The organism is Microbacterium sp. ZW T5_56 (assembly GCF_044987425.1).
Classification (GTDB): Bacteria; Actinomycetota; Actinomycetes; order Actinomycetales; family Microbacteriaceae; genus Microbacterium.
Genome location: NZ_JBJDRI010000020.1, coordinates 12,676 through 34,609 on the forward strand (window position 1 = coordinate 12,676; position 21,934 = coordinate 34,609).

Genomic DNA, 21,934 nt, shown 5'->3' on the forward strand with positions numbered 1-21,934 from the left:
ACGCCAGGGAGGGGGCCTTGCCGCAAGGGCCCCTCGCGGGTGCACAATGGTGAACTCTGCGCCGTCGCGGACCCGGTGCTCACCCGTTGGCGCCGCGTCCCGCCGGCTCGTGTGAAACCGGAGTTGATGCCTTGTCTCGTTCCCCGTTCGCTCTATCCGACTCCCTCGCCTTCAAGAACACCCCGGCCCTCATCGGGCCCGATGAGCAGCGCTTCGCCGAGATCGCCGCGGCGATCGATCACCAGCTCCTCGACACCGCGCAGCGGCTGGCCGATGCCTCCCGCGTCGGCGGAAGCAACAACCAGGAGCGCCTGGATCGCGACTTCGCCGTGCACCGGCTGGCCGCGCGCCTGCGGATGCTGCAGCGCTTCGGGGTCGACCTCTGCCTCGGGAGAATGACGCCCGCCGACGGATCTGCCCCCATCTGGATCGGGCGTCTCGGCCTCGCCGACGCGGATGGGAATCGGCTGCTGATCGACTGGCGCACCCCCGCCGCAGAACCGTTCTTCGGTGCCACCCACCTCGATCCGATGGGACTCGCCAGCCGGCGACGCTATCGGTGGACGGGTGGTCGTATCACCGACTACTGGGATGAGGGCTTCACCCCCGAGGCCCTCACCGATGCGGTGGCCCTCGATGACCAGTCTGCGTTCATCGCGAGCCTGGGCAGCAGTCGATCGGCACGCATGCGTGACGTTCTCGGCACGATCCAGGCCGACCAGGACGCGATCATCCGCGACGACTCGCACGGCGCTCTCGTCGTCGACGGCGGGCCCGGAACCGGCAAGACGGTGGTGGCGCTTCATCGTGCCGCCTATCTGTTGTATGCCGATCCGCGACTGGACGAGCGCCGTGGCGGCGTGCTGTTCATCGGACCGCACCAGCCGTACCTTTCGTATGTGGAGGACGTGCTGCCGAGCCTGGGGGAGGAGGGCGTCCGAATCGGAACGCTGGACCAGCTCGTTCCCGAGTCTGCCTTTGCCGTACCCGAGCTCGATCCGCGGGTGCGGGCGCTGAAGCAGTCGCTGGCGCTGGTTGCCGCCGTCGAAGACGCCGTCCCGTTCTTCGAGCAGGTGCCGGAGCACGACATGGTCATCGAGACCGAGTGGGCCGACATGCGCATCACTCCGGGTGACTGGGAACGCGCCATGCAGGCCATCGACTACGGCGAGGTGCACAACGAAGCCCGCGGTGCGGTGTGGGAGGAGATGCTGCGCATCCTCGTCTACCGGTACGGTGAGGACGCCGCCAACGCCCGCTATCTGCGTCGTGCGCTCGAGCGCGACGACGAGCTGGCCGCCGCCTTCCATGCCGTGTGGCCGATCCTCGAGGCCGGCGATGTCCTGGCTCGGCTGTACTCGGATCCGACCGCGCTCGCGGCCGTGGCTCCGTCGCTGTCCGCGGAGGAGGTCGCGCTGCTGCAGCGGGAGGATCCCCGAGCATGGACCGATGCCGATCTCCCGCTGGTGGACGCCGTGCGGCTCCGGGTGGGAGATCCGGGGCGGTTCGAGGCGCAGCGCGAGCGGGATGCTGCGGAAGCGGTCGAACGCAAGTACCGCGCCGAGATCGTCGAGTATCTGGTCGACGCGGACGATGACGGCGAAGGCGCGATCATGATGCTGCGCGGCGAAGACAGCGCGGCCCTCCGCGAGAAGCTCGTGGACTGGGATTCGCTGCCGGGGTTCGCGCGCGATGAAGTGTCGCGACAGTTCGCGCACGTCGTGGTGGATGAGGCGCAGGAACTCACCGACGCCCAGTGGGCGATGCTGCTGCGGCGCGATCCGTCGCGCAGCTTCACCGTGGTGGGCGACCGGGCGCAGGCCCGCGCCGGGTTCACCGAGTCGTGGCGGGATCGGCTCGAGCGTGTCGGCATCCGCGACGTGCGAGAGCGCGGGCTGACGGTGAACTACCGCACCCCGTCCGAGGTGATGACGGCGGCGGCGCCGGTGATTCGCGCGGTGCTCCCGGACGCGAACGTGCCGACGTCGGTACGAGAGTCGGGCATCCCGGTCCGCTACGGATCGGTGTCGGAGCGTGACGAGGTGCTGCGGTCGTGGTTGGAGAGTCAACCGCAGGGGCTTGCCGCGGTGATCGCCGATGACTCGTTCGGATCATCCGCATTCGCCGGGCATGAGCGCGTCCGCTCCCTCACGCCGGTGACGGCGAAGGGACTGGAGTTCGACCTCGTGATCATCATGCGCCCGGAGGCGTTCGGTGACGACATCACCGGCGCCGTGGACCTCTACGTCGCGATGACCCGCCCCACGCAGGAGCTCGTGCTGCTGTCGTGACGTTCGTATGAGTGCGGGCCTTCGTCTCGCGTCGCGGTTGAACCGCGGAGTGAGACGACGGGCGCTCAGGAGGCGATAGCTCGGGTGACGAGGGCGGCGATGCGTTCCTCGTCGGCGGTGGAGATGTCGGTGATAGCGTAGACGATGGGCCACATGGTGCCCTCGTCGAGCGCGGCGGCATTCTCGAAACCGAGCGAGTTGTAGTGGTCGCGGAACTTGCTCGCGTTCTTGAACCAGCAGATCACCTTGCCGTCGAGGGCGTACGCGGGCATCCCGTACCAGGTGCGGGCCTGCAGCTGCGGGGCGGTGGCGAGCACGACGGCGTGCACACGTTCCGCGACGGCGCGCTCGTCGGCGGGCAGCTTCGCGATCGCGTCGAGCACGTCCTGCAATTCGGCGGACGCCTTGTCCTCGGCGGCCGCGCGCTTCTTCTCCGCGCGGAGCTCGGCGGAGCGCGCCTTCACGGCGGCGCGTTCAGTGGCGGACATGCGTCCTTCGGTGGTGTCGCTCATGGCGTCTCCCTTTCGTCTGACGCCACGTTACAAGCGCTCGGCCCCGCGCGCTTCTCCGAATCTGCCCGGTCGGTGATGTCCGCCCCGGAGGCCGGCGAGAAGATGGAAATCGCACCGCAGAACGCGATCTGCGATGCGATTTCCAGCTCTCGGGCGTTATCAGTCGTCGTCGCCCTCGGCCTGCGAGGGGTGGCCGGCCGGACGCGGGTCGGCGGCGTCGTCGTCCAGCTCCGGATCCTCGCCCTCCGCCTGGCTCGGATGACCCGGCGCGGCGTCGTCGAAGACGGGTGGCTCCAGACTTCCGGCGTCGTGTGGCGTCTCAGCTGCGGTGTTCATGTCAGTCCTCTTCTCCTACTCCGGTATCTGCGTCCGGAGCATCGTCAGGGAATCCCGTCGGTCGCTCATCGTCGGGGAAGCCGGGGTCCGGGTCCTCATCGATCGGCCGCTCATCGGCGTCGACGGGCTCGGGTGGGATGGTCGCATCGGGACGGATGAAATCCGCAGCCGAAGCGACGGGATCGGGGTCCGGGAAATCGGTCATGGTGCACCTCCGTTCGTCGGGTGCGATCCGTGTGTACATTGCACCCGGTCTCTCCACGTTACGCCGCGGCCCCCCGACGCGACACCCCCTCGCGGCACGTGCTCGGACGCGCGAGCGTGGAAGGTCAGTGGATCCGACGAGAGAACGGAGAGGACATGCCTCAGCGCAACTCATCGATCAAGGACGAGAAGGTGTACCGGGCACTGCGGCGCGAGGGCGCTTCCGAACAGAAGGCGGCCCGGATTGCGAATGCCTCCGCCCGTGACGGCCGATCGGCGGTCGGACGACGCGGCGGCGACGCGGAGCCCTACGACGAATGGACCGTTCCCGAGCTGCGGAAGCGGGCCAAGGAACTCGGGATCTCGGGATACTCGGGCAAGCGCAAAGACGAGCTCATCAGCATGCTGCGCAACTCGTGAGGTGACTTCAACGGGGGGAGTGATTCGAGTGCGCCGCAGCGAGCGATGCGAACGCCGCGCAGCCAGTGACGCGAATGTCGTGCGGCGAGTGATGCGAATGTCGCGGAACTTGTCAGACGTGTGCCACGTAGCAATGACGTGAGTGCCCCGCGGGCACGCGCAACCGATGACCTGCGAGACTTCGGGACAAACCCAGAGCGAATCACCCTGTGGTGGGAAGTGGGAAGACGTAGAGTCCGACGAACCACCCGAGGACGAACGCGGCACCGGTGGCGACGGACAAGATGGCGAGGTCGGCGATCGTGTCAAGTATCCGGTCGTTGATGGTCGACTCTCGGTGGGCCAATCGCCAAACTGCTAGGACTGCAGCGACCGCACCAAGGCAAATCCAAAGTGCAGGAAGCAGGCTCTCCCCAAGCGCGAACCTGGCGATCTCCTCGTCAGTTGCGGCAGGGCGAACCTCGCCATGTGTTGATCCGAAGCAGAACGCAGTCGCAGCCGCTACGCCCATTGGTATCAGCGAGAGCGACCAGCGTCGCCTTCCGCGGAGGACCTTAGCGTCTGTTCTTGTAGCTGTCTTCTCGGCCATTTGGCCTAGAGTGCCACATCGAACTGTCTGTAAGACTCTCTGATCATCTACGCATGATCCCGTCTGACGTTCACCACCGCGGGTCGGTGGCGGGTGATTGCCGCCTGCTCCGCCACACCGGCCACACCAACATCGCCGCCGCCACCACCACTGCGACTGGCGAAGACTCGTCCAACTACTCCTCACCGCACATCAACCGAGAACGACATGACCCTGTGGGTTAGGGGGCGACGGCGGGGGTCGGGGTGCTGTCGGCGTCGGAGCTTGATCATGAGCGTCTCACACGTCCGAGATGTGCAGGGCCTTGGTAAAGCTCGGGAGAGCAGGAATGAAGCTGCACCAGCGGCCCGACTGACGGACGAAGGGCGCCCCCGCGGGGGCGCCCTTCGTTTCGGAAGCTCAGGAGTCGGGGGCTACTCCGAGCGGTGAGTACGACGACGTGCGAAGGCGAACAGGCCCAGCCCCGCGAGCAGCAGGGCGATAGCGGCCGGAGCGCCGAACACGTCTGCGCCCGTCGAGGGCAGGTGGGTGGCCGACGGTGAGACGGGCACCGCGGGAACCGAGTGCGTCGGCATCGGGGTGGCCGTGCCGGTCGGAGACGGGGTCTCGGTCGGAGACGGGGTCTCGGTCGGGGTCTCGGTCGGAGACGGGGTCTCGGTCGGGGTCGGAGTCGGAGTTCCCGGGTCGGTCGGTGTCGGCGTGGGCGTCGGCGTTCCGGGGTCGGTCGGCGTCGGGGTTCCCGAATCCGTGGGCGTCGGGCTCGGCGTACCGGGGTCGCGCGGCGCAACGGTGATCACCAGCGTCTGCTGCACGGTGGCCTCAGGCGCTTCGGCGAACGCCGTGATCGCGGCGATCAGACCGCGCAGCACACCGGTCGTGGGTACTGCCCCGGGAACCGCGGTGATCGTCACCGGGTACGTGCCCGCGGCCGTGGGAGTTCCCGCGATCGTCGCGGTGCCGTCACCGGCGTCCGTGAAGCTGAGCCCCGCGGGCAGGGTGCCCGTGATTCCGAGAACGGCGATCGGGAATCCGTCGGTGGTGACGGTGAACGATCCGGCATCGCCCTCACGGAAGCTCGCGGCCTCCGGCGAGATGAACACCGTCGCGCTGGTGACGACGACATGCAGTTCCTGCTCCGTCGTGTCCACCGTGTTGGATGCCGTCAGGGTGACGGTGCTCGTGCCGCGCTCGGTGGGCACACCCGCGAGGGTGGCCGTCCCGTCGCCGTTGTCCGTGAGCATGAGGCCCACGGGCAGCGCGGCCGCGCTGATCGCCGGGATCGGGAAGCCGTCGGTCGCGATCGTGAAGCTCACGTCCTCGCCGACCGGAACACTCAGCTCGTCCGCACTCGTGAACGCGGGTGCCTCCTGGACCGTCAGTGTGAAGGTCTGCTCGGCGACCGTCGGGAGCTCGTTCGCGGCGCTGAGCGTGAAGGTGTACTCGCCACCGTTCACTCCCGTGCCCACCAGCGACGGCACACCGTCCACGTCCGCGAGGGTGACACCCGACGGCAGCGCGTCGGCGGTCACCTCCGGGACGGGGAAGCCATCCACCGTGATGGGGAACACGAAGTCGGAACCCACCGTGGCGGCGTCCGTGGAGGTGATCGCCGGATCCTCGGTCGACGTCACCTCCAGCTCGCCGGCATCGGTTCCGCGCACGTTCTCGGCCGTCACGGAGATCGTGAACCGGCCGCCATCCGTGGTGGCTCCGGAGAGCAGCCCGGTGCCGTCGCCGTTGTCGGCGAAGGTGATTCCGTCGGGAAGGTCTGTCACGCTCAGCGTCGGCGCCGGGAATCCGGTCGACGTCACCGTGAACGTGACCGCGTCGCCCACGTGGGTGTCGATCGTGGATCCGCTCGTGATCTGGGGCGCCTCCTGCACCGTGAGGATGAAGAGCTGCGTCGCGCTGCGCGTTGTGCCGTCGATGTCGGCGGCGGCATGCAGGGTGATCTCGAACACGCCGCTCGCCGCACCGGATCCGACCAGCGCGATGCCGTCCGCGTCGTTGACCAGAGTGACGCCAGCGGGGAGATTCTCCGCTGTCACCGTCGGGTCCGGGAAACCGGAGACGGTGACGGGCTGGCGGAAGTCGACACCCACCGTTGCGGAGTCGACCGACGTGATCTGCGGCAGCTCAGTGACCGTGACCGGAATGGTGCGATCGACCGATCCGCGTACGTTGGTGGCCGTCACGACGAGGTCGCTGGTGCCGCCGCGGACGGCCGTTCCGGACAGCGTGGCGGTGCCGTCCTGGTTGTCGGTGAAGACGAGTCCGTCCGGTACTCCGCTCGCGCTGAGCTCCGGAATCGGGAAGCCGGTCGTCGTGATGACGACATCGCTCTCGACGCCTGCGGCGAAGCGCGCGTCGGTGGGACCGGTGATCGCAGCCGGTTCGGTGATCGTGATCGTCAGATTCTGGGTGACGTCCTCCGTACCGTTCGCAGCGGTCAGCGTCACCGAGAACTCACCGCTCTGCGTCGGCGTTCCCGTGATGGTCGCGGAGCCATCGTTGTTCGGGGTGAATGACAGACCGTCCGGGAGCGTGGACGCCGTGAGCGTCGCCTTCGGGTAGCCCGTCGTCGTGACCGTGAACGTTGCGCTCTCACCGATCGCGAACGTCGCGCTGTCTGCGGAGGTGAAGGCGGGGACGCTGTCGATCACCAGCGTGATCGGCACCTCCCATGCGGGTGCGAAGCCGTTCTCGGCGCGCACGATGACCTCCGTTGTCCCCACCTCGGTGGGGGTGCCGGAGATCTTCCACAGCGCGTCGTCGATCCGGGTCAGGGTGAGGCCCGCGGGAAGCGCCGAGGTCGTGATCGTGGGAGCGGGGAACCCCAGCACCGCGATCCCCACATCCATCGGCTGACCCACGCGGTAGTGGGGGTCGACAGGCACCACGGCAACAGGCACAGAGCCCACCGTCATGGTCGGCTGCGCCGTAGCCGTTCCGACGGTGCTCACTGCGCTCACGGTCGGGGTGAAGAGTCCGGGCTGAGTCGGAACGCCGTGGATGCGTGCGCCCGTGGACGTGCTCTCCGCGATGAGTCCATCGGGGAGGTCTTCGACCGTGACCGCGGAAGCCGGGAATCCCGTGACTCCGATCGCAATGTCGACGGGCTCCCCGACAGGAAGGTCGTAGGAGGCCTCCGCGGTGATCGCCGGCTTGTCCGTCGCAGAGAAGCGAAGCAGCTGGATGGAGGCGAACTGGTTGATCGCTCGCAGGATGATCAACGTGTTCCCCGACGACATCGGGCGACCCGAGAGCGTCCCGGTGCCGTCACCGTTGTCGACGAACGTGACACCGGCGGGAAGCACGCTCGCATCCAGACGCGGTGCCGGGTAGCCCGTCGTGGTCACGGTGAACGTGGAATCCTCATCGATCGGAAACGCGACAACGTCGCTAGACGTGATCGAAGCGTCCTCGGTGACCGTGATCCGCAGCTGTGTGATGGTGGGAGAGGTGCCGTTGACGGCGGTCAGGGTGACGAAATGCTCCCCGCTCTCCGTGACCGTGCCGCGCACCCAGGTGCCGTTCTCGTCGGTGGCGATGCTCAGCCCGGCGGGCAGGCCGGTTGCGGTGACCGTCGGATGCGGGTATCCACCCAGCTCGATCTTGCGGTTGAGGATGTCGCCGACCGTGACCGCTACGTCGGAGCCGACGTCGATCGTCGGAGCCTGCTTGATCGTGAGGGTCACTTCGTGGGTTGTCGTGACGCCGAACTGCGTCGCCGTCACCGTGATGGTGGAGGTTCCCGTGGTGTCGGGCGTGCCGGAGAATGTGACCATCCCGGACGCCTGCGACACCTGAAGGCCGTGCAGATCACCCGTCACCGTGACGTCGGTGTTCGGCTGCGGCAGCGGCTGGCCCCCCACCGCGAGGGTGACGGGGGTCAGGGGGATATCGACGAGCGACGTGATCTCGGTGGGCCCGGAGAGGGACGGGCCGACGAATGGCGTGATGATGGTGTCGCGCGCCTGCGAGCCGTGGTCGTTCTGCACGGTCACGCGCACGACGACGGCCTCGGTGAGAGCCTCCGGGTTGGCCGTGAGCTGCCACCCGTCTCCCGAGTGGTTCAGAACGATCCACTCGGGCAGCGGGTCACCGTTCGCTGCGACTGCGGCCGTCACGGTGGGAGTCGGCGTGCCGACCACGGAGATCGGAATGACCGTGTCGACCCCGACCGGAACATGCGTGTTGGCGGGGAGGGGGGCAACCGACGCCGACTGGTCGACGGTCACGGTCACCGGATAGCCTGTGGTGCCCACAGTGTTGGTGGCGCGGAAGTCGATGATGAACGTTCCCGCGACGGTCGGCGTGCCCGACACCGTGAGAGTGGATCCTGTGGGTGTCACGGTCATTCCGGGCGGGACTGCGCCGACCACCTCCAGCGTCGGTTCCGGCCAGCCGTTCGCTCCGAACTGCGCCGAAGCCGCCTCGCCGACGAGGGCGTTCACGGTGCTGCCGCTGCCGTAGACGACCGGCTTCGCGTTGACGTCGATCGTCAGGGTCTGGCTGACACCGCCGGGAAGGGTGAGCACCGGTGTGAAGCGACCGTACTGCGTGGGGGTGCCGCCGAAGTGCAGGGTGTTGTTCCCCTGCGTGGTGGTGATGCCGTTCGGGATGGCGCCGGAGGTCGTGACCGGGGTGTTGGCGGGGCCGGTCCACGTCGTCGTGAAATCGGCGGGCTCGTTCAGCAGGAACGTCGTGGCTGCCGGCGAGGTGAACTCGGCGGCAGCGATGGTGATGTTGACGCCTGCGGAGATGCTGGAGCCGAGCACGTTGGTGGCCGTCACGCCGGTGACGAAGCTGCCCGCCGTGGTCGGGGTGCCGCTGATCACACCCGTGGCGGTGTTCAACGTGAGTCCGGGCGGAAGCTGCCCTGCGGTGACGGCGAAGGTCGGTGCCGGCGTTCCCATGGCCGCGATCTGCTGGCTGAATGCGACGCCCACGATGCCGTCCGCATCCAACCGGGTCGCGGTCGGCTTGGTGCCCTGTGAGATCGTCACCGGCGCGCTGGTGGCGACAGCATTGGACTGCGCCCAGTTGTCGACCACGATGCCGGCGGGGGCGCGCAACGCGATGGTTCCGCTTCCGGACACGGTGGTCGTGTACCGGTACACCCCGTTGCCCTGGGAGGTGAGCGTCGGTGTGCCCGGGGTGACGCTGCCGGTGGTCTGGAGAGCGAAGGACGCCAACGTGGGCGCGGTGGTCAGCGTCGCGGGCTGTCCGTCCGCGAAGACCGACACATCCCAGCTCAGCTGGCCCGACCCCTCGATCCAACGTGGGTTCGTCGCGCCGATCGCAGTGAACGACACCACGGGCGCACTCGGCTGCGCGCCGCCGGTCGGGGTGGTGCGGATCTCCGTGAGGCGGATGGTCGTCACGTCGGGGGAGAGGTTGCGGGGGGAGAAGAAGGAGACCTTCAACGACGCGACGCTGCGAAAGTTCGGTGTCGGAGTGAAGCATGCCGACAGGCCGCCATCACAGCTGAAGTTCATGATCTGGTTGAAGTCGGTCACCGCCTGGTAGCCGGTATTGAACACGCCCGTGGTGCCGTTGGTGTCCGTGACCGAGATGGACGCCGAAACCGCGTTCTCCCACTCCGGCGCGCTCCCCGTTCGCGTCACGCTCTCGATGCCGATCATGAACTCGGTGTTGTTGCCGTTGGAGGTGAGATCCAGTGGCGAGCCGAAGGTGTACTGCAGGTCGGTACCGGTGGCTGCGCCGCCGTTGGGCGAGTAGGTCTTCACGATTCCCACCCCGCCGGACTCGGTGAAGCCATAGCCGGAGGGGCTCGTCGAGCTGACACTTCGGGTGCCGGTGACGGTCCCGTTGAAGTCGTCGATGACGATCGGTGCGACGGCCGATGCCGCCCCGGGGACGGCGACGATGCCCAGCGCGACCGTGACAGCGGCGATGACGCCGAGTGCCGCGGTGCGAAGGGACGACGAAGTGGTACGACGAACGCGCATGGGGGCCACATTTCGGGGGACGACCGGAGAACCGGCGGAGGGGCAAGCGGTCGGGGTCTCGGGGGAGAGAATCCGCTCACCTGGGATTATGCCGTGTTTTCCACCCTCATGGCGTGCATGATGCAAATCCGTGACACGCCGGTGTTTCCGCGGAACATCGTGCCGTGGCGTGCGCCGAAATCATGATCATGTCGCCAACCCATGATTCACTCGCCGAATCCGTCATGGTTCCGGAGCATGTTCATGCGTTCACGGCAGCGAGCGCGCGCGACGACTGACGCGGAAGGCTCAGCCGGCGGGGCGCTCGTGCAGTTCGGTGGTGAACAGCTGCCCGTTGAGATCCAGGTACAGCTGCCCCTCGGTCACGGAGATGCTCATCGTGCTCCGGCGCTCCACCGCCGCGACGGCGGAGTCGATGAATCCGGGATCGAAGCTGCGCACGCGGATGTCCTCGGCGCGGTGCAGCGGCTTGCCCGTCCACGTGGCGACCACCTTCGCCGGGTCGCGATGGGTCCAGACCACGGTGCGATCGGCGAGCTTGCTGCCGAAATGCACACGTCCGGCGTCCGGGGCGCCCACCTCGATCCAGGCGGTGATCCGCCCGGTGAGATCCTTCACGAGGATGGCGGGCTCGTCGACCGAGGAGATGCCCGCGGTGAAGTCAATGCCCTCCTCGTACTCCAGCGCATACGCCAGCACTCGGGTGAGCATGTAGACGGCGGTCTCCGACGGGTGCTGCGCGACCCGGAGCGAGAGTTCCTCGTAGACGCCGCGATCGACGTCAGCCAGGGAGACCTGGAAGGTGTGGATCGTCGCGCCTGCAGCCATCCCTCGAGCCTATCGGCGCGGAGACCGGCGGCCGCCGCAGTGTCGGACGACACCACAGCGGCCGACGGCTTCAGTGCAGAGCGATGGTCTCCCCGGTGGAGAACAGGCTGTCCGTCACCTGAATGGAAGCGGCCTGCGTCCCGGCGGGGACGTCGAAGACCACGGGGCCCTGCACAGCGTTGCCCGGGTTGATGGAGGCCACCCAGGTGCCGGCGGCGGAATCGAGATACACCGCCGCCATCGAATCGGCGTCGAACGTGCGCCCCTCCGCGTCGACGAGCTTGACGTAGTTGACGAGGAACATCTCGCCCTCGGTGCCGATGTTGGCGACCTTCAGATCCACCTGCAGAAAGGTGCCCTGCGCTGTGGTCGAGAGCGGGTCGGTGCCGATGGTGGTGCCGAGATCGGTGACGCCCAGAGCGGTGAACTCGAACGTTCCCGAGGTGACAGGCGTGTTGAGTCCCGGTTCGGTGGGCTCTTCTGCGGCGGGGGCTTCCGCCGCAGGAGCTTCCGCGGCGGGGGCTTCCGCGGCAGGAGCTTCCGCGGCGGGAGCTTCACCGGCGGGGGCGCTGCTCGGCGACGAGCAGCCCGCGAGAGTGAGGGTGAGTGCCGCGAGCGCGGCGGTTGTGGTGACGGACAGGCGAACGAGTCGAGTGGACATGTGATCTTCCTTCGGTTGTGCGGGCCCGACGAGGCCCTCATCCAGCTCACCGCAGCGCGGCGAACCGCACACCCGCAGATCGGTCGGCGTTATCCGACGAAAGGTGGGGCGTCCGTGATCGGAGAGTGGTGCACTGACGTCCGCCCCCACTCCTACGATCAGAGCATGACCATCCCTCCCGTGATCCCGCAGCCGGCGCGCCACGCGCCATCACGGGCGCGACGGATCTGGTCGCTGGTGGGGTCGATCGCGATCGCCCTGCTGTGCGCGCTGTGGAGCTTCGCAGACGGCGGGAACTACGGCGTCGGAGACTCCGGCTACCCGCCGCTGCTGCGCACGATGTCGTTTCTGATCACCTTCCCGATGGTCGCGGTGGCGGTGCTGCTGGTGTGGCGGCACCGCTTCCCGGTGGTGATCTTCGTCACCGCAGCGGTGGTCACCTGCATCGCCCCGACCAACTGCCTGGCCGTGCTGATCTCGCTGGCTGCGGTGACCGCTGCCCGTGAGGGCTGGGTGCGTTGGGCATGCGTCGGCGGCGCGTACCTCGCCGTCATCGTGACGCTGATGTGGAACCTCGCGTTTCCCGGTTCTCCGCTCGCCGCCGCTGCGGCGACGACGGACGGCGGCAGCGCGGTGCCGGCGGCTATGGCGTTCGTGATCATCGTGATGGCGGCGTTGATGGTGGCTCCGTTCGCGGCGTTCGGCATCGCGCGCCGATTCCGCAGCGAGCGCGATCGTGCCCAGGCGGGGGAAGCGGCGGCCACCCGCAACACGACGACGCTGCAGCAGGAGATGGAGCGTGAACGCGAACGTGCTGCCCTCGGCCGTGAGCTGCACGACACGCTCGCCGCCCGGCTGAGCGCGGTGTCGCTGCATGCGGGCGCGCTGGAGCTGATGGTGGACGGTCACGATCCCCGCGAAGCCGAGGCGGCTCGCCTCGTGCGTGAGGCGGCACAGGGATCCCTGGATGAGCTTCGCAGCGTGGTGCACGTGCTGAAGAACCCTCGGGACTCCGGTCCCGGCGCCGGCCTGATGGATATCGCCGCGCTCGTCGATCAGTCGATCGCGACCGGGACCGACCTGCGTGCGCAGCTGATGGTCGCCGACCCCGGAGGCTGCGATCGGGCCGTGTCCCACGCGGTATATCGGGTGGTGCAGGAGGCCGTGTCCAATGCTCGTCGGTATGCTCCTCGCGCGCCGGTTCGGCTCGATGTCCGCGGTGGCCCGGAGAGTGGCGTGAGCGTCACGGTGTCGAATCCGGTGCCCCCCGGCGTCGCCGCCACCTCGATCGGCGGGGGCAACGGGCTCGTGGGCATGCGTGAGCGAATGCACGAGATCGGCGGAACCTTCCAGGCGGGTCCGGTGCCGGGTGGATTCACCGTGCTGGCGTGGGCGCCGTGGGAGCGGGCCTGAACGGGGAGACGTCGGGCACTGCTGGATACGATCGGGACATGACCGCCGCCCCGATCCGTGTGCTCGTCGTCGATGACGACTCGATGGCGGCGGCGGGAATGACCGCGGTGCTCAGCACGGCTCCTGACATGCAGGTGGTCGGACGATGCGCCGACGGCGATGAGATCGCTGCGGCGCTCGCGGCCCACTCCGTGGACGTGGTGCTGTGCGATGTGCGCATGCCCCGGATGGACGGGGTGAGTGCAGTCGCCGCGCTGCGTGATCGTGCGGCGTTCCTGATGATGACGGCCTTCGATGACGAGGGCGCCGTGCTGCGGGCTATCGATGCCGGAGCGAGCGGCTTCCTGCTCAAAGACGACGATCCTCGGCGCATCCTTGATGCGGTGCGATCCGTGGCGGCGGGTGATGCGGAGTTCTCGCCGCGCGTCGCCCGGCAGCTCGCCGCGTGGGTGCGCGACGATGATCGTGCTGTCGCTCGTCGCGATGCCCAGGCGAAGGTGGCGATGCTCACCGACCGCGAGCGGGAGCTGGCCATCGCGGTGGTGGCGGGGGCGTCGGATGCAGAGCTCGCGGACGCCTTCTTCATCGCGCCATCCACGGTGAAGTCGACACTCAACGGCATCCGCACCAAGTGGGGGATCCGCACTCGCACGGAGATCGCCGTCATCACGGTCCGCGCCGGCCTCGCGTAGGCTGTCACGCCGACGACGGCCCGTCGCCGGGAGGAGTGACATGAACATCACCGCAGAACACCGCGTCGACGATGTGCTCGTCGAACGGGCATTCTCCCTCGACGACATCGACGGCGTGCTCTGGACGTCGTCGACGGCCTCAGTCGAGTCGCCGGCGCCCCTGATCCTGCTGGGGCAGCCCGGCGGATTCGCGCTGGAGCGGATGCTGCCCAGCCTTCGTGCCCGCGCCCGAAGCGCCGCGGCGTCCGGAATCGCCGCGGTCGCGATCGAACAGCCGGGCGCCGGCAGGCGGCCCGCTCTCCCGGGTGCGGCGGAAGTTCGTGCCGAACTGCGCGAGGTTCTGGGTGCGGGGCGTTCGCCGAGCGAGGACCTCATCGATCGGCTGATCCTCCCGCTGGTTGACCGTGCGGTTCCGGAGTGGCGGGCGGTGCTGGATGCGGTGCTGCAGCGGGACGAGATCGGTGATCGCGTCGCCGTGTCGGGCGGTGTCGTCTCGATCGCGACGCGTCTCGCGATACAGGACCCGCGCATCGTGGCCGCCGGGCTCTTCGCGGGCAGCTTCGTGCCGCGGAGCATCCTCGAGGAGGCGCGATCGATCACGATCCCGATCCACATGCTGCTGCAGTGGGATGACGAAGGCAATGATCGGCAGCGAGCGCTGGAGCTGTTCGACACCTTCGGCTCGGCCGAGAAGACGCTGCAGGCGAATCTGGGTGGTCACACCGGTGTGCCGCCCTACGCGGGTGAGGACGCCGCGCACTTCTTCGCCCGCCACCTCCACCCCGAAACGCTCAGCCCGCCCGCCGTAGACGCCAACCCATGACCCGCGAGACTTCCGTCTGTGGGCGACAATCACCGCAACGCGTGGATTCTCACCCACAGACGGAAGTCTCGCGGGGGGTGGGGTGAGTCAGGGGGCGACGGGGACCCAGGTGCTGCCGGCGTCGGAGCTCGCCTCGACGGCATCCAGCACCCGCTGGATGTGCAGGCCTTCGGCGAAGCTCGGCGATGCGGCAATACCCTTGGCGATCGCGGTGACGAAGTCCACCACCTGGTGGCTGAAGCCGTGCTCGTAGCCGAGCATGTGGCCGGTGGGCCACCACGCTCCGGCATAGGGGTGCTCGGCCTCGGTGACGAGGATCCGCCGGAAGCCCAACTCCAGTTCGGGAGCCGTGGCGTCGTAGAACTGCAGTTCGTTCATGCGCTCCATGTCGAAGGAGAGCGCGCCGAGCGTGCCGGAGATCTCGAAGCGGAACGCGTTCTTGCGTCCGGTGCGGAACCGCGTCGCCTCGAACGATCCCAGCGCTCCGCTGTCGAAGCGCCCGGTGAACAGCGCCACGTCGTCGACGGTGACCGCGCCGCGCTCCTCGGAGGCGGTGCCGCTGAGGCCCACGCCGGATGCCAGCAGCGGGCGCTCGGTCACGAGCGTCTCCAGCAGGCCCGAGACGGAGGTGAGGTGCGCCCCGGTGACGAATTCGACCATGTCGATGGCGTGCGCGCCGATGTCGCCGAGCGATCCGGATCCGGCGCGATCCTTCTGCAGTCGCCACGTGAGCGGCGCCTCCGGATCGGTGAGCCAGTCCTGCAGATACTCGGCACGGATCTGGCGGATCTCACCCAGCCGCCCGTCGGCGACGAGCTGGCGAGCGAACGTCGCAGCGGGCACGCGGCGGTAGGTGAATCCGACCATCGATCGCACGCCGTTGCGCTCTGCTTCCTCGGCCACCGCCGTCATCTCGGCGGCCTCTGCGACGGTGTTGGCCAGCGGTTTCTCGCACATCACGTGCTTGCCGGCGCGCAGCGCTGCCAGGGCGATCTCGGCGTGCGTGTCCCCGGGGGTGACGATGTCGATCACGTCGATGTCGTCGCGCGCGATCACGGCGCGCCAGTCATCGGACGCCTCCTCCCATCCCCAGGTGTCCGCCGCCGACTGCGCGCTCTCCAGCGACCGGCCGACCACCACCTGCATGCGCACCTCGGCGGGCAGATCGAAGAACCGCGGCGCCACCCGCCACGCCTGGGAATGAGCGGCTCCCATGAAGCCGTGGCCGATCATCGCGACGCGAAGTACCTGGGGCATCGTTGCTCCTCCGATAAAAAGTTGTTTCGCACAACATATTCGAAGAGGGGCTGTCCGTCCACCCTGCGGACAACGGAAGTGTCTCGATGTCCCCGCTGGCGCGAAGGGCCGAATACGCTGGTGCCATGAGCCAGCAGCGCAGGGGGATTCGCACAACGACAGTCGGCCGTCGCCGTCGTGGATGGGGCGTCGCGGCCCTGGCCGTGATCGTCGTGCTGAGCGGCTGCTCCGCCTCGGGTCTCGTGGACGAGAGCTCCACCGGCACCGACTGGGCGGACGACGGATGCACGAGTGTGGTGGTGGCCACCAGCTCCGAGAAGGTCAACATGCTGGACGCTCTCGCCGACGCGTTCAAGGAGTCATCGGAGGCGAAGTCGCTGAAGACCTGCGCCACGGTGCGACCCACCAACGTGACCTCCGGCGATGCGACCCGCTACCTCACCGCCGGCGGTGACTGGCCCGATGACGACACCCGCCGGTGGCCCACGATGTGGTCGCCCGCCTCCACCGTGTGGACCTCGCGCGTGGCCGCTGCGGCATCGCCGGCCATTGTGGGGGAGCCCAAGTCGTTCACCCACACCCCGGTCGTCTTCGGGATGCCCGAGACCATGGCCAAGGCGCTCGGGTGGCCGAACAAGGACATCGGCATCCCCGACCTCGCGAAGCTCTGCCAGGATTCCGCCGGCTGGGGCAGCGTGGGCAAGCCGGTGTGGGGTGCGTTCAAGATCTCCAAGACCAACCCGAACACCTCCACCACTGGCCTCTCGGCCATCCTCATGCAGTCCTACGCGGCAGCGGACAAGACCGCGGACCTCACCACCGCGGACGTCGCGGCGGCGGCCGACTTCTCCCGCGTGTTTGAGGAGTGCGTGATCCACTACGGCGACACCACGGGCAAGGTGCTGAACACCCTGTACAAGGGAACGCAGAACGGCACGGGCGGCTCCGGCTACGTCTCCGCCATCGCGCTGGAGGAGACCTCGCTGCTCAACTACAACCAGGGCAACGCGGATTCGCACACCGTGGAGCCGGGGGAGACTCTCACCCCGCCGAAGGAGAAGCTGGTCGCGGTCTACCCGAGTGGTGGATCGATGTGGTCGGACAACCCGATCACCGTGCTCGGCGCCTCCTGGGTGACGCCGGAGCAGCGCGCCGCGGGCGAGGCCTTCGCCGCGTTCGTGCAGACCGAGACGGCGCAGCGGATCCTGCCGAAGTTCGGCTTCCGTCCGCTCGACGAATCGGTGCCGCTCGGTGACCTCTTCACCGCCGCCTATGGCGTGGATCCGGCGAAGCCGACCGTCTCGCTGCCCCAGCCCGCGGTGGACGTGGTCTCTGCGGCCATCGACCAGTGGACCACCATCCGCAAGCCGTCGAGCGTGCTGGAGCTCATCGACATCTCCGGCTCCATGGACGAGCCGATCGGCGACGGCCGCTCGCGCCTGGACGGGGCGATCCAGGGTGCCCAGTCGACGCTCGGACACTTCCGCTCCACCGATGAAGTGGGCGTCTGGGCGTTCACCACCGGAGTCTCCTCCGATGTGGGCTCCGGCATCGTGGAACTGCGCGACGTGGAGCCGCTGGCCGATGCGAAGGAGAGCATCAACACCTCCCTCGACGACCTCCGCTACGCCCAGCGCAACGGCACACCGCTCTATGACGCGATTGCCACCGCCTATGACGAGATGCGCAGCCGCGCGGAGCCGGGTCGGATCAACGCGATCGTGGTGCTGTCAGACGGCGAGGACACCGACTCGTCGATCTCGCTGGACTCGTTGATCGCCAAGATCCGCCAGGATTCGGGTGAGGGATCCGGCGCCGCTCCCGTGCGCATCTTCCCGATCGCGTACGGCGAGGGCGCTGACACCAGCGTGCTGCAGCGCATCGCCGAGGCCACCGGCGGCCAGTGGTTCGACGCCTCCGATTCCGCCAAGATCGACCTGGTCTTCGCTTCGGTCATCAACAACTTCTGATCGGAGCCCCGGTGCCGCATCTGCTCCCGTTCGACTACGTCAGCGACGCGATCGAACACCTCGCCTCCCAGCAGGTGTACGTCGACGATGGCGTACCCGGCTGGCAGGCGCTGCAGGCGAGCCTGGAGCAGCAGGTCGCGGGCACGGACATCGCCGTGGTGGTCTACCCGGAATCGGTGAGCGGTCTGGTGGGACGCTCGTCGGACATGCTGGATCGCATCGCCTCGCGGGATGACCACGACACGCTCATTGTCGCCGTGGGAAATGACCTCGCCGCGACATCGGACGTCGTGCCCGCCACCGATGCTCTGCGCATCGCGAACGAGCAGGACCAGCAGGGTCCGATGACCGAGTCGCTGCCCGCGACGATCCAGGGAATCGTCGCGCTCACGCCGTCCGGTGCAGAAGACACCGGAGGAGGCGGACTCGTCGCCGGAATCACCGTCGGAGCGGTGGCCCTCGTACTGGCGGTGACCGTTCCGATCGTCATCGCGCGCCGACGCCGGAAGGCGAAGGCGAAGGCCAAACCCACCGCGCTGCCCGGCCCGATCCTGGCCGACATCTCGACGCTGCGCAGCTTCATTCCGGTGTACGCCGCGTCGTCCGACCATGTCGCCCAGCGCGCCGTGCGCGGAATCGACGCGCTCGCCACCAACACTGGCGAGCTGTTCATGAGGCTCGCGCGTCGACCGGACGACGGTCAGATCGCCACCGCCGGCGTGGAGTACGACGCGAAGCTGCGCAAGCTCATCGCCGCGCTGCACCCCGACTACCTGCTCGACATCGTCCGCAATCCTCACCTCTGGGATGACCCCCAGGAGCGGATCGCGGAGGTGGAACGGGCGCTCAACGCGGTGTCCGACGAGGTGGTGGAGAACATCAAGCAGGTGAACGCGTTCCGTGCGCTGCACTTCCAGGTGAGCCTGGATGGGCTGGTCGGCGGTCGCAAGGAGCTGCAGGACTGGGATCGCGACTTCCGCGCCGCGTCCGGCGACGCGTAGTCAGCTCTCCGCTGTGACGGCGGCCTGCAGCGACGCCAACAGGCGCAGCTTCTCCGCCGACGGCGATCCCGGCTCGGCGGTGTAGATCATGAGGACATTGCCCGGTTCCGCGGTGACCGCGAGCTCCTCGTACGCCAGGGTCAGCTCACCCACGTCGGGGTGATGGAACCGCTTCGTCCCGGTACCGTGCGTGCGCACGTTGTGCGCCGCCCAGAGGGTGCGGAACAGGTCGCTCTGCGTGGACAGCTCGCCGACGAGATCCTGCAGACCTTTGTCATGCGGGTCGCGCCCGGCCTCGGCCCGCATGATCGCGACGCACATCTCGGCCAGCAGCTCCCAGTCCGGGTAGAAGTCGCGCGAGGCGGGATCGAGGAACTGGAAGCGCGCCAGGTTGGGCACGCGTCCGCCGTCTCCGATCAGCGGCGAGTAGAAGGCGCGGCCCAGCGGGTTCACCGCGATCATGTTCTGCCGCGGGTCGCGCACGAACGCAACCGCATCGGTGATCGCTGTCAGCGCCCACTCCAGCGTGGGCCGCGGAGCGTCGGGCCGGGAGGTGCGCCGGCGTGGGCGACCGCTCGTGGGTATGCCGTCAGCCGCGCGAGCGAGGTCGAAGAGGTGGGCGCGCTCGGTGTCGTCCAGGTGGAGTCCACGTGCCAGCGCTTCGAGCACTCCGGCCGAGGCGCCGCCGATCTGGCCGCGCTCGAGCTTGGTGTAGTACTCCACGCTCACACCGGCGAGCACGGCCACCTCGCTGCGACGAAGGCCCGGGACTCGGCGATTCGCGCCACCGGGGATCCCGGCGGCCTCCGGCGTCAGGCGCGCCCGCCGCGTCATGAGGAATTCCCGCACCTCGGCTCGATTGTCCATGCCGTTCAGGCTAGTTCGACTCGGAACGATGAGGGGGTCCCTCCCGGTACCCGTATGCACCGGCGCTCCCGCGGTGGCCCGAGCGGCGCGAGCGTGGACGGATGGAAACGCCACTCGCCCGTCGCTCTCTTCCGGTCCTGCTCTTGTTGCTCACGGTCTTCGGACCGATCTCGATGGACCTGTACCTGCCGGCGCTGCCGGCCCTGACAGACGAACTCGGCAGCGCGGCGTCGGTGGCGCAGCTCACCGTCACCGCGTGTCTCATCGGGTTGGCCGTCGGGCAGCTCCTCGCGGGGCCGCTCTCGGACCGGTTCGGCCGGCGGTGGGTTCTCTTGGTGGGCGTGGCCGCATACATCGCGACCTCGGTGCTGTGCGCGGTGAGCCCCACGATCGAGACCCTGATCACGGCCCGTGTCGTGCAGGGCCTCGCCGGGGGCGTCGGCATCGTGATCGCCAGCGCGGCCGGACGTGACGTGTACTCCGGGAGCGCGCTGATCCGCTTCTACGGCCGTCTGACCGTGGTGGGCGGATTCGCGGCCATCGTGGGGCCGCTGGTGGGCGGGATGCTGAACACGATCATCGACTGGCGCGGCCTCTTCCTCTTCCTGGCGGTGATCGGGGCGGTGCTGCTCCTGATCACCACGGTGTGGTTCCCCGAAACGCTCCCGCCCGGTCAGCGCTCGAGCGGAGGCTTCGCGCGCACTCTGCGCGATGTCCGGCACCTGCTCGCGGATCGTCGTTTCGTCGCGGCGGTGCTGAACCAGGGGTTCCTCTATGCGGCGCTGTTCGCCTACCTCGCCGGATCCACCTACGTGCTTCAGGAGGCGTATGGTTTGTCGCCGCAGTGGTACGCGGCGGCATTCGGCCTCAACTCCGCGGGCCATGTGATGGCCGGCTTCTTCGCAGGCCACGCGGCGGCGCGGTGGAGCGTCACCGGCACGCTCGTGGTGGGCGTCGCGATCACCGCCGTCGGTGCCGGAGGGCTCCTGGTCGCGGGTGCGATGCCCGTCCCACTGTGGGTGGTGATCATCTCACTGTTCGCGCTGTCGAGCGGGGTTGCAACAGCGTCACCGTCCGCCACCACGATCGCGCTCGCCGATTATCCGACGATGGCGGGCACGGCGTCCTCGCTGCTCGGCACCGTCAGGTTCGGCTTCGGAGGCATCGCCGCCCCGCTCGTGGGAGTCGCCGGTGCCACCAGCATCCTGCCGCTGGGGCTGGTGACGACGATCAGCGTCGCGCTGGCGGCTGCGTCGCTGCTGCTTCTGCTGCCGACCCGCCTTCCCGCTCCCCGCTGAGTGTGCCCACAGCGCGATCAGAGGGCGGGGAGGTCGACGATCGCAGGGTTTCCGGCTCGCGTCGGAAGATCACCTTGAAGATGGGGAAGAACACCGCGCACGAGATCAGCGCGTTGATGAGCATGGTCGCCATGTCCGCGATCGCCTCGCCGGATGCGCCGAGACCCCAGGTCGTGATGAGCAGCTCGTACACCGGAGCCTTGTACACGCTCTGCAGCGCGGCCGCACCAAACGTGATGACGACGTAGGCGATGGCGTACCAGAGCGCTGCCCACCACGGATCGGAGTTCGACTTGAACGTGACGTTTCGCTGCAGGAAGAAGTTGATCACCTGCGCGATGGCCAGCGTGAGCTGAACGGCGAGGAAGTACGCCAGCCCGCCTCCGCCCGCGGGCAGCGGCCCTGCGGCGTAGTCGAAGATGAAGAAATCGCCGAGTGGCAGTGCCTGGAACGGGACCTGGACGAGCGAGGTCACGCCGAAGATCGCCTTCAGCACAGGCATGAGCACCAGCTGGAGCAGTGTCACTCCCACGTTCATCGCGACGAAGAGCACGAGCTGCGCCAGCGTGGGTCGCGCGGCCTCGAACGCAGCCCAGCGCTCGCTGATGGCACGAATCAATTTCACTCCGAACGTCGATGCATCGTCTTCTCGTATCTTCTGCGTACCCCGAGCGGAGCCGCCGCGAGAGTCGATGACCTGTCGGAATCGGCCGCTGATCTGACGTCTGGGCGCTCCATGAGCCGGGATGACGGGTCACGGAATGGTCACGGAAATCTGTGTTTCGCACCGCCGATCG

At 68.2% G+C, this 21,934-nt stretch carries 19 protein-coding genes; 9 read left to right on the forward strand and 10 right to left on the reverse strand.

What is annotated here, in order from left to right:
- Nucleotides 1–131: 131 nt before the first annotated feature.
- Nucleotides 132–2,291, forward strand: a complete 2,160-nt coding sequence (gene helR, locus ACI3KU_RS11050) for an RNA polymerase recycling motor ATPase HelR (protein ID WP_404922364.1) — start codon at nt 132–134, stop codon at nt 2,289–2,291.
- Between the two features lie 65 nt (nt 2,292–2,356).
- Here helR and ACI3KU_RS11055 read toward each other — a convergent pair whose 3' ends face one another.
- The 3 genes from ACI3KU_RS11055 to ACI3KU_RS11065 all read right to left on the reverse strand — a co-directional run bounded on the left by ACI3KU_RS11055 (nt 2,357) and on the right by ACI3KU_RS11065 (nt 3,344).
- Nucleotides 2,357–2,803 carry an iron chaperone gene (locus ACI3KU_RS11055; protein ID WP_404922365.1) on the reverse strand — a complete coding sequence of 149 codons (447 nt, stop codon included), beginning with the start codon at nt 2,801–2,803 and terminating at the stop codon, nt 2,357–2,359.
- A 159-nt stretch (nt 2,804–2,962) separates the two neighbouring features.
- Nucleotides 2,963–3,139, reverse strand: a complete 177-nt coding sequence (locus tag ACI3KU_RS11060; RefSeq protein WP_404922366.1) for a hypothetical protein — start codon at nt 3,137–3,139, stop codon at nt 2,963–2,965.
- A 1-nt stretch (nt 3,140) separates the two neighbouring features.
- Nucleotides 3,141–3,344: a hypothetical protein gene (locus ACI3KU_RS11065; RefSeq protein WP_404922367.1), complete on the reverse strand. Its 204-nt coding sequence runs from the start codon at nt 3,342–3,344 to the stop codon at nt 3,141–3,143.
- Nucleotides 3,345–3,499: 155 nt separating this feature from the next.
- Here ACI3KU_RS11065 and ACI3KU_RS11070 point away from each other — a divergent pair, with 155 nt between their 5' ends.
- Nucleotides 3,500–3,763: a Rho termination factor N-terminal domain-containing protein gene (locus tag ACI3KU_RS11070; protein ID WP_404922368.1), complete on the forward strand. Its 264-nt coding sequence runs from the start codon at nt 3,500–3,502 to the stop codon at nt 3,761–3,763.
- A 202-nt stretch (nt 3,764–3,965) separates the two neighbouring features.
- On the opposite strand, the gene ACI3KU_RS11075 is transcribed toward ACI3KU_RS11070, so the two are convergent.
- On the reverse strand, nt 3,966–4,352 hold the full coding sequence (locus tag ACI3KU_RS11075) for a hypothetical protein (protein WP_404922369.1): 387 nt from the start codon (nt 4,350–4,352) through the stop codon (nt 3,966–3,968).
- Nucleotides 4,353–4,405: 53 nt separating this feature from the next.
- On the opposite strand from ACI3KU_RS11075, the gene ACI3KU_RS11080 reads away from it, so the two are divergent.
- Entirely contained in the window at nt 4,406–4,576 is a 171-nt protein-coding gene (locus tag ACI3KU_RS11080; protein WP_404922370.1) for a hypothetical protein, read from the forward strand.
- Nucleotides 4,577–4,765: 189 nt separating this feature from the next.
- Here ACI3KU_RS11080 and ACI3KU_RS11085 read toward each other — a convergent pair whose 3' ends face one another.
- From ACI3KU_RS11085 to ACI3KU_RS11095, 3 genes are all read right to left on the reverse strand, one after another.
- Nucleotides 4,766–10,327, reverse strand: a complete 5,562-nt coding sequence (locus ACI3KU_RS11085) for a beta strand repeat-containing protein (RefSeq protein WP_404922371.1) — start codon at nt 10,325–10,327, stop codon at nt 4,766–4,768.
- A gap of 288 nt (nt 10,328–10,615) precedes the next feature.
- On the reverse strand, nt 10,616–11,155 hold the full coding sequence (locus ACI3KU_RS11090) for a YaeQ family protein (RefSeq protein WP_404922372.1): 540 nt from the start codon (nt 11,153–11,155) through the stop codon (nt 10,616–10,618).
- 70 nt (nt 11,156–11,225) lie between these two features.
- A complete protein-coding gene (locus ACI3KU_RS11095; protein ID WP_404922373.1) occupies nt 11,226–11,816 on the reverse strand; it encodes a DUF4352 domain-containing protein in 591 nt (196 codons plus the stop codon).
- 165 nt (nt 11,817–11,981) lie between these two features.
- Between ACI3KU_RS11095 and ACI3KU_RS11100 the strand changes: the two genes are divergently transcribed.
- Genes ACI3KU_RS11100 through ACI3KU_RS11110 form a run of 3 tightly spaced genes read left to right on the forward strand, consistent with a single transcriptional unit; the run spans nt 11,982 to nt 14,744 of the window.
- Nucleotides 11,982–13,229, forward strand: a complete 1,248-nt coding sequence (locus ACI3KU_RS11100; protein ID WP_404922374.1) for a sensor histidine kinase — start codon at nt 11,982–11,984, stop codon at nt 13,227–13,229.
- Nucleotides 13,230–13,267: 38 nt separating this feature from the next.
- Nucleotides 13,268–13,921, forward strand: a complete 654-nt coding sequence (locus ACI3KU_RS11105) for a response regulator (RefSeq protein WP_404922375.1) — start codon at nt 13,268–13,270, stop codon at nt 13,919–13,921.
- 40 nt (nt 13,922–13,961) lie between these two features.
- A complete protein-coding gene (locus ACI3KU_RS11110) occupies nt 13,962–14,744 on the forward strand; it encodes an alpha/beta hydrolase (protein WP_404922376.1) in 783 nt (260 codons plus the stop codon).
- 87 nt (nt 14,745–14,831) lie between these two features.
- On the opposite strand, the gene ACI3KU_RS11115 is transcribed toward ACI3KU_RS11110, so the two are convergent.
- Nucleotides 14,832–15,977: a Gfo/Idh/MocA family protein gene (locus ACI3KU_RS11115; protein WP_404922407.1), complete on the reverse strand. Its 1,146-nt coding sequence runs from the start codon at nt 15,975–15,977 to the stop codon at nt 14,832–14,834.
- 149 nt (nt 15,978–16,126) lie between these two features.
- Here ACI3KU_RS11115 and ACI3KU_RS11120 point away from each other — a divergent pair, with 149 nt between their 5' ends.
- Together ACI3KU_RS11120 and ACI3KU_RS11125 are read left to right on the forward strand one after the other, a co-directional pair.
- Nucleotides 16,127–17,971 carry a substrate-binding and vWA domain-containing protein gene (locus ACI3KU_RS11120; protein WP_404922377.1) on the forward strand — a complete coding sequence of 615 codons (1,845 nt, stop codon included), beginning with the start codon at nt 16,127–16,129 and terminating at the stop codon, nt 17,969–17,971.
- 11 nt (nt 17,972–17,982) lie between these two features.
- Nucleotides 17,983–18,972 (forward strand): hypothetical protein, encoded by a 990-nt coding sequence (locus ACI3KU_RS11125; RefSeq protein WP_404922378.1) that lies wholly within the window; start codon nt 17,983–17,985, stop codon nt 18,970–18,972.
- On the opposite strand, the gene ACI3KU_RS11130 is transcribed toward ACI3KU_RS11125, so the two are convergent.
- On the reverse strand, nt 18,973–19,839 hold the full coding sequence (locus tag ACI3KU_RS11130; RefSeq protein WP_404922379.1) for a helix-turn-helix transcriptional regulator: 867 nt from the start codon (nt 19,837–19,839) through the stop codon (nt 18,973–18,975).
- A gap of 101 nt (nt 19,840–19,940) precedes the next feature.
- Here ACI3KU_RS11130 and ACI3KU_RS11135 point away from each other — a divergent pair, with 101 nt between their 5' ends.
- Nucleotides 19,941–21,137, forward strand: a complete 1,197-nt coding sequence (locus ACI3KU_RS11135; protein WP_404922380.1) for a multidrug effflux MFS transporter — start codon at nt 19,941–19,943, stop codon at nt 21,135–21,137.
- On the opposite strand, the gene ACI3KU_RS11140 is transcribed toward ACI3KU_RS11135, so the two are convergent.
- On the reverse strand, nt 21,070–21,762 hold the full coding sequence (locus tag ACI3KU_RS11140; protein ID WP_404922381.1) for a hypothetical protein: 693 nt from the start codon (nt 21,760–21,762) through the stop codon (nt 21,070–21,072). The genes ACI3KU_RS11135 and ACI3KU_RS11140 overlap by 68 nt on opposite strands.
- Between the last annotated feature and the right edge of the window lie 172 nt (nt 21,763–21,934).

Coding starts and splice junctions, on each gene's coding strand:
- ACI3KU_RS11055 (WP_404922365.1), bottom strand. CDS start 2,803: ATGAGCGACACCACCGAAGGACGCATGTCCGCCACTGAACGCGCCGCC.
- ACI3KU_RS11110 (WP_404922376.1), top strand. CDS start 13,962: ATGAACATCACCGCAGAACACCGCGTCGACGATGTGCTCGTCGAACGG.
- ACI3KU_RS11070 (WP_404922368.1), top strand. CDS start 3,500: ATGCCTCAGCGCAACTCATCGATCAAGGACGAGAAGGTGTACCGGGCA.
- ACI3KU_RS11060 (WP_404922366.1), bottom strand. CDS start 3,139: ATGAACACCGCAGCTGAGACGCCACACGACGCCGGAAGTCTGGAGCCA.
- ACI3KU_RS11100 (WP_404922374.1), top strand. CDS start 11,982: ATGACCATCCCTCCCGTGATCCCGCAGCCGGCGCGCCACGCGCCATCA.
- ACI3KU_RS11130 (WP_404922379.1), bottom strand. CDS start 19,839: ATGGACAATCGAGCCGAGGTGCGGGAATTCCTCATGACGCGGCGGGCG.
- ACI3KU_RS11075 (WP_404922369.1), bottom strand. CDS start 4,352: ATGGCCGAGAAGACAGCTACAAGAACAGACGCTAAGGTCCTCCGCGGA.
- ACI3KU_RS11085 (WP_404922371.1), bottom strand. CDS start 10,327: ATGCGCGTTCGTCGTACCACTTCGTCGTCCCTTCGCACCGCGGCACTC.
- ACI3KU_RS11080 (WP_404922370.1), top strand. CDS start 4,406: ATGATCCCGTCTGACGTTCACCACCGCGGGTCGGTGGCGGGTGATTGC.
- ACI3KU_RS11065 (WP_404922367.1), bottom strand. CDS start 3,344: ATGACCGATTTCCCGGACCCCGATCCCGTCGCTTCGGCTGCGGATTTC.
- ACI3KU_RS11105 (WP_404922375.1), top strand. CDS start 13,268: ATGACCGCCGCCCCGATCCGTGTGCTCGTCGTCGATGACGACTCGATG.
- ACI3KU_RS11120 (WP_404922377.1), top strand. CDS start 16,127: ATGAGCCAGCAGCGCAGGGGGATTCGCACAACGACAGTCGGCCGTCGC.
- ACI3KU_RS11135 (WP_404922380.1), top strand. CDS start 19,941: ATGGAAACGCCACTCGCCCGTCGCTCTCTTCCGGTCCTGCTCTTGTTG.
- ACI3KU_RS11095 (WP_404922373.1), bottom strand. CDS start 11,816: ATGTCCACTCGACTCGTTCGCCTGTCCGTCACCACAACCGCCGCGCTC.
- ACI3KU_RS11090 (WP_404922372.1), bottom strand. CDS start 11,155: ATGGCTGCAGGCGCGACGATCCACACCTTCCAGGTCTCCCTGGCTGAC.
- ACI3KU_RS11115 (WP_404922407.1), bottom strand. CDS start 15,977: ATGATCGGCCACGGCTTCATGGGAGCCGCTCATTCCCAGGCGTGGCGG.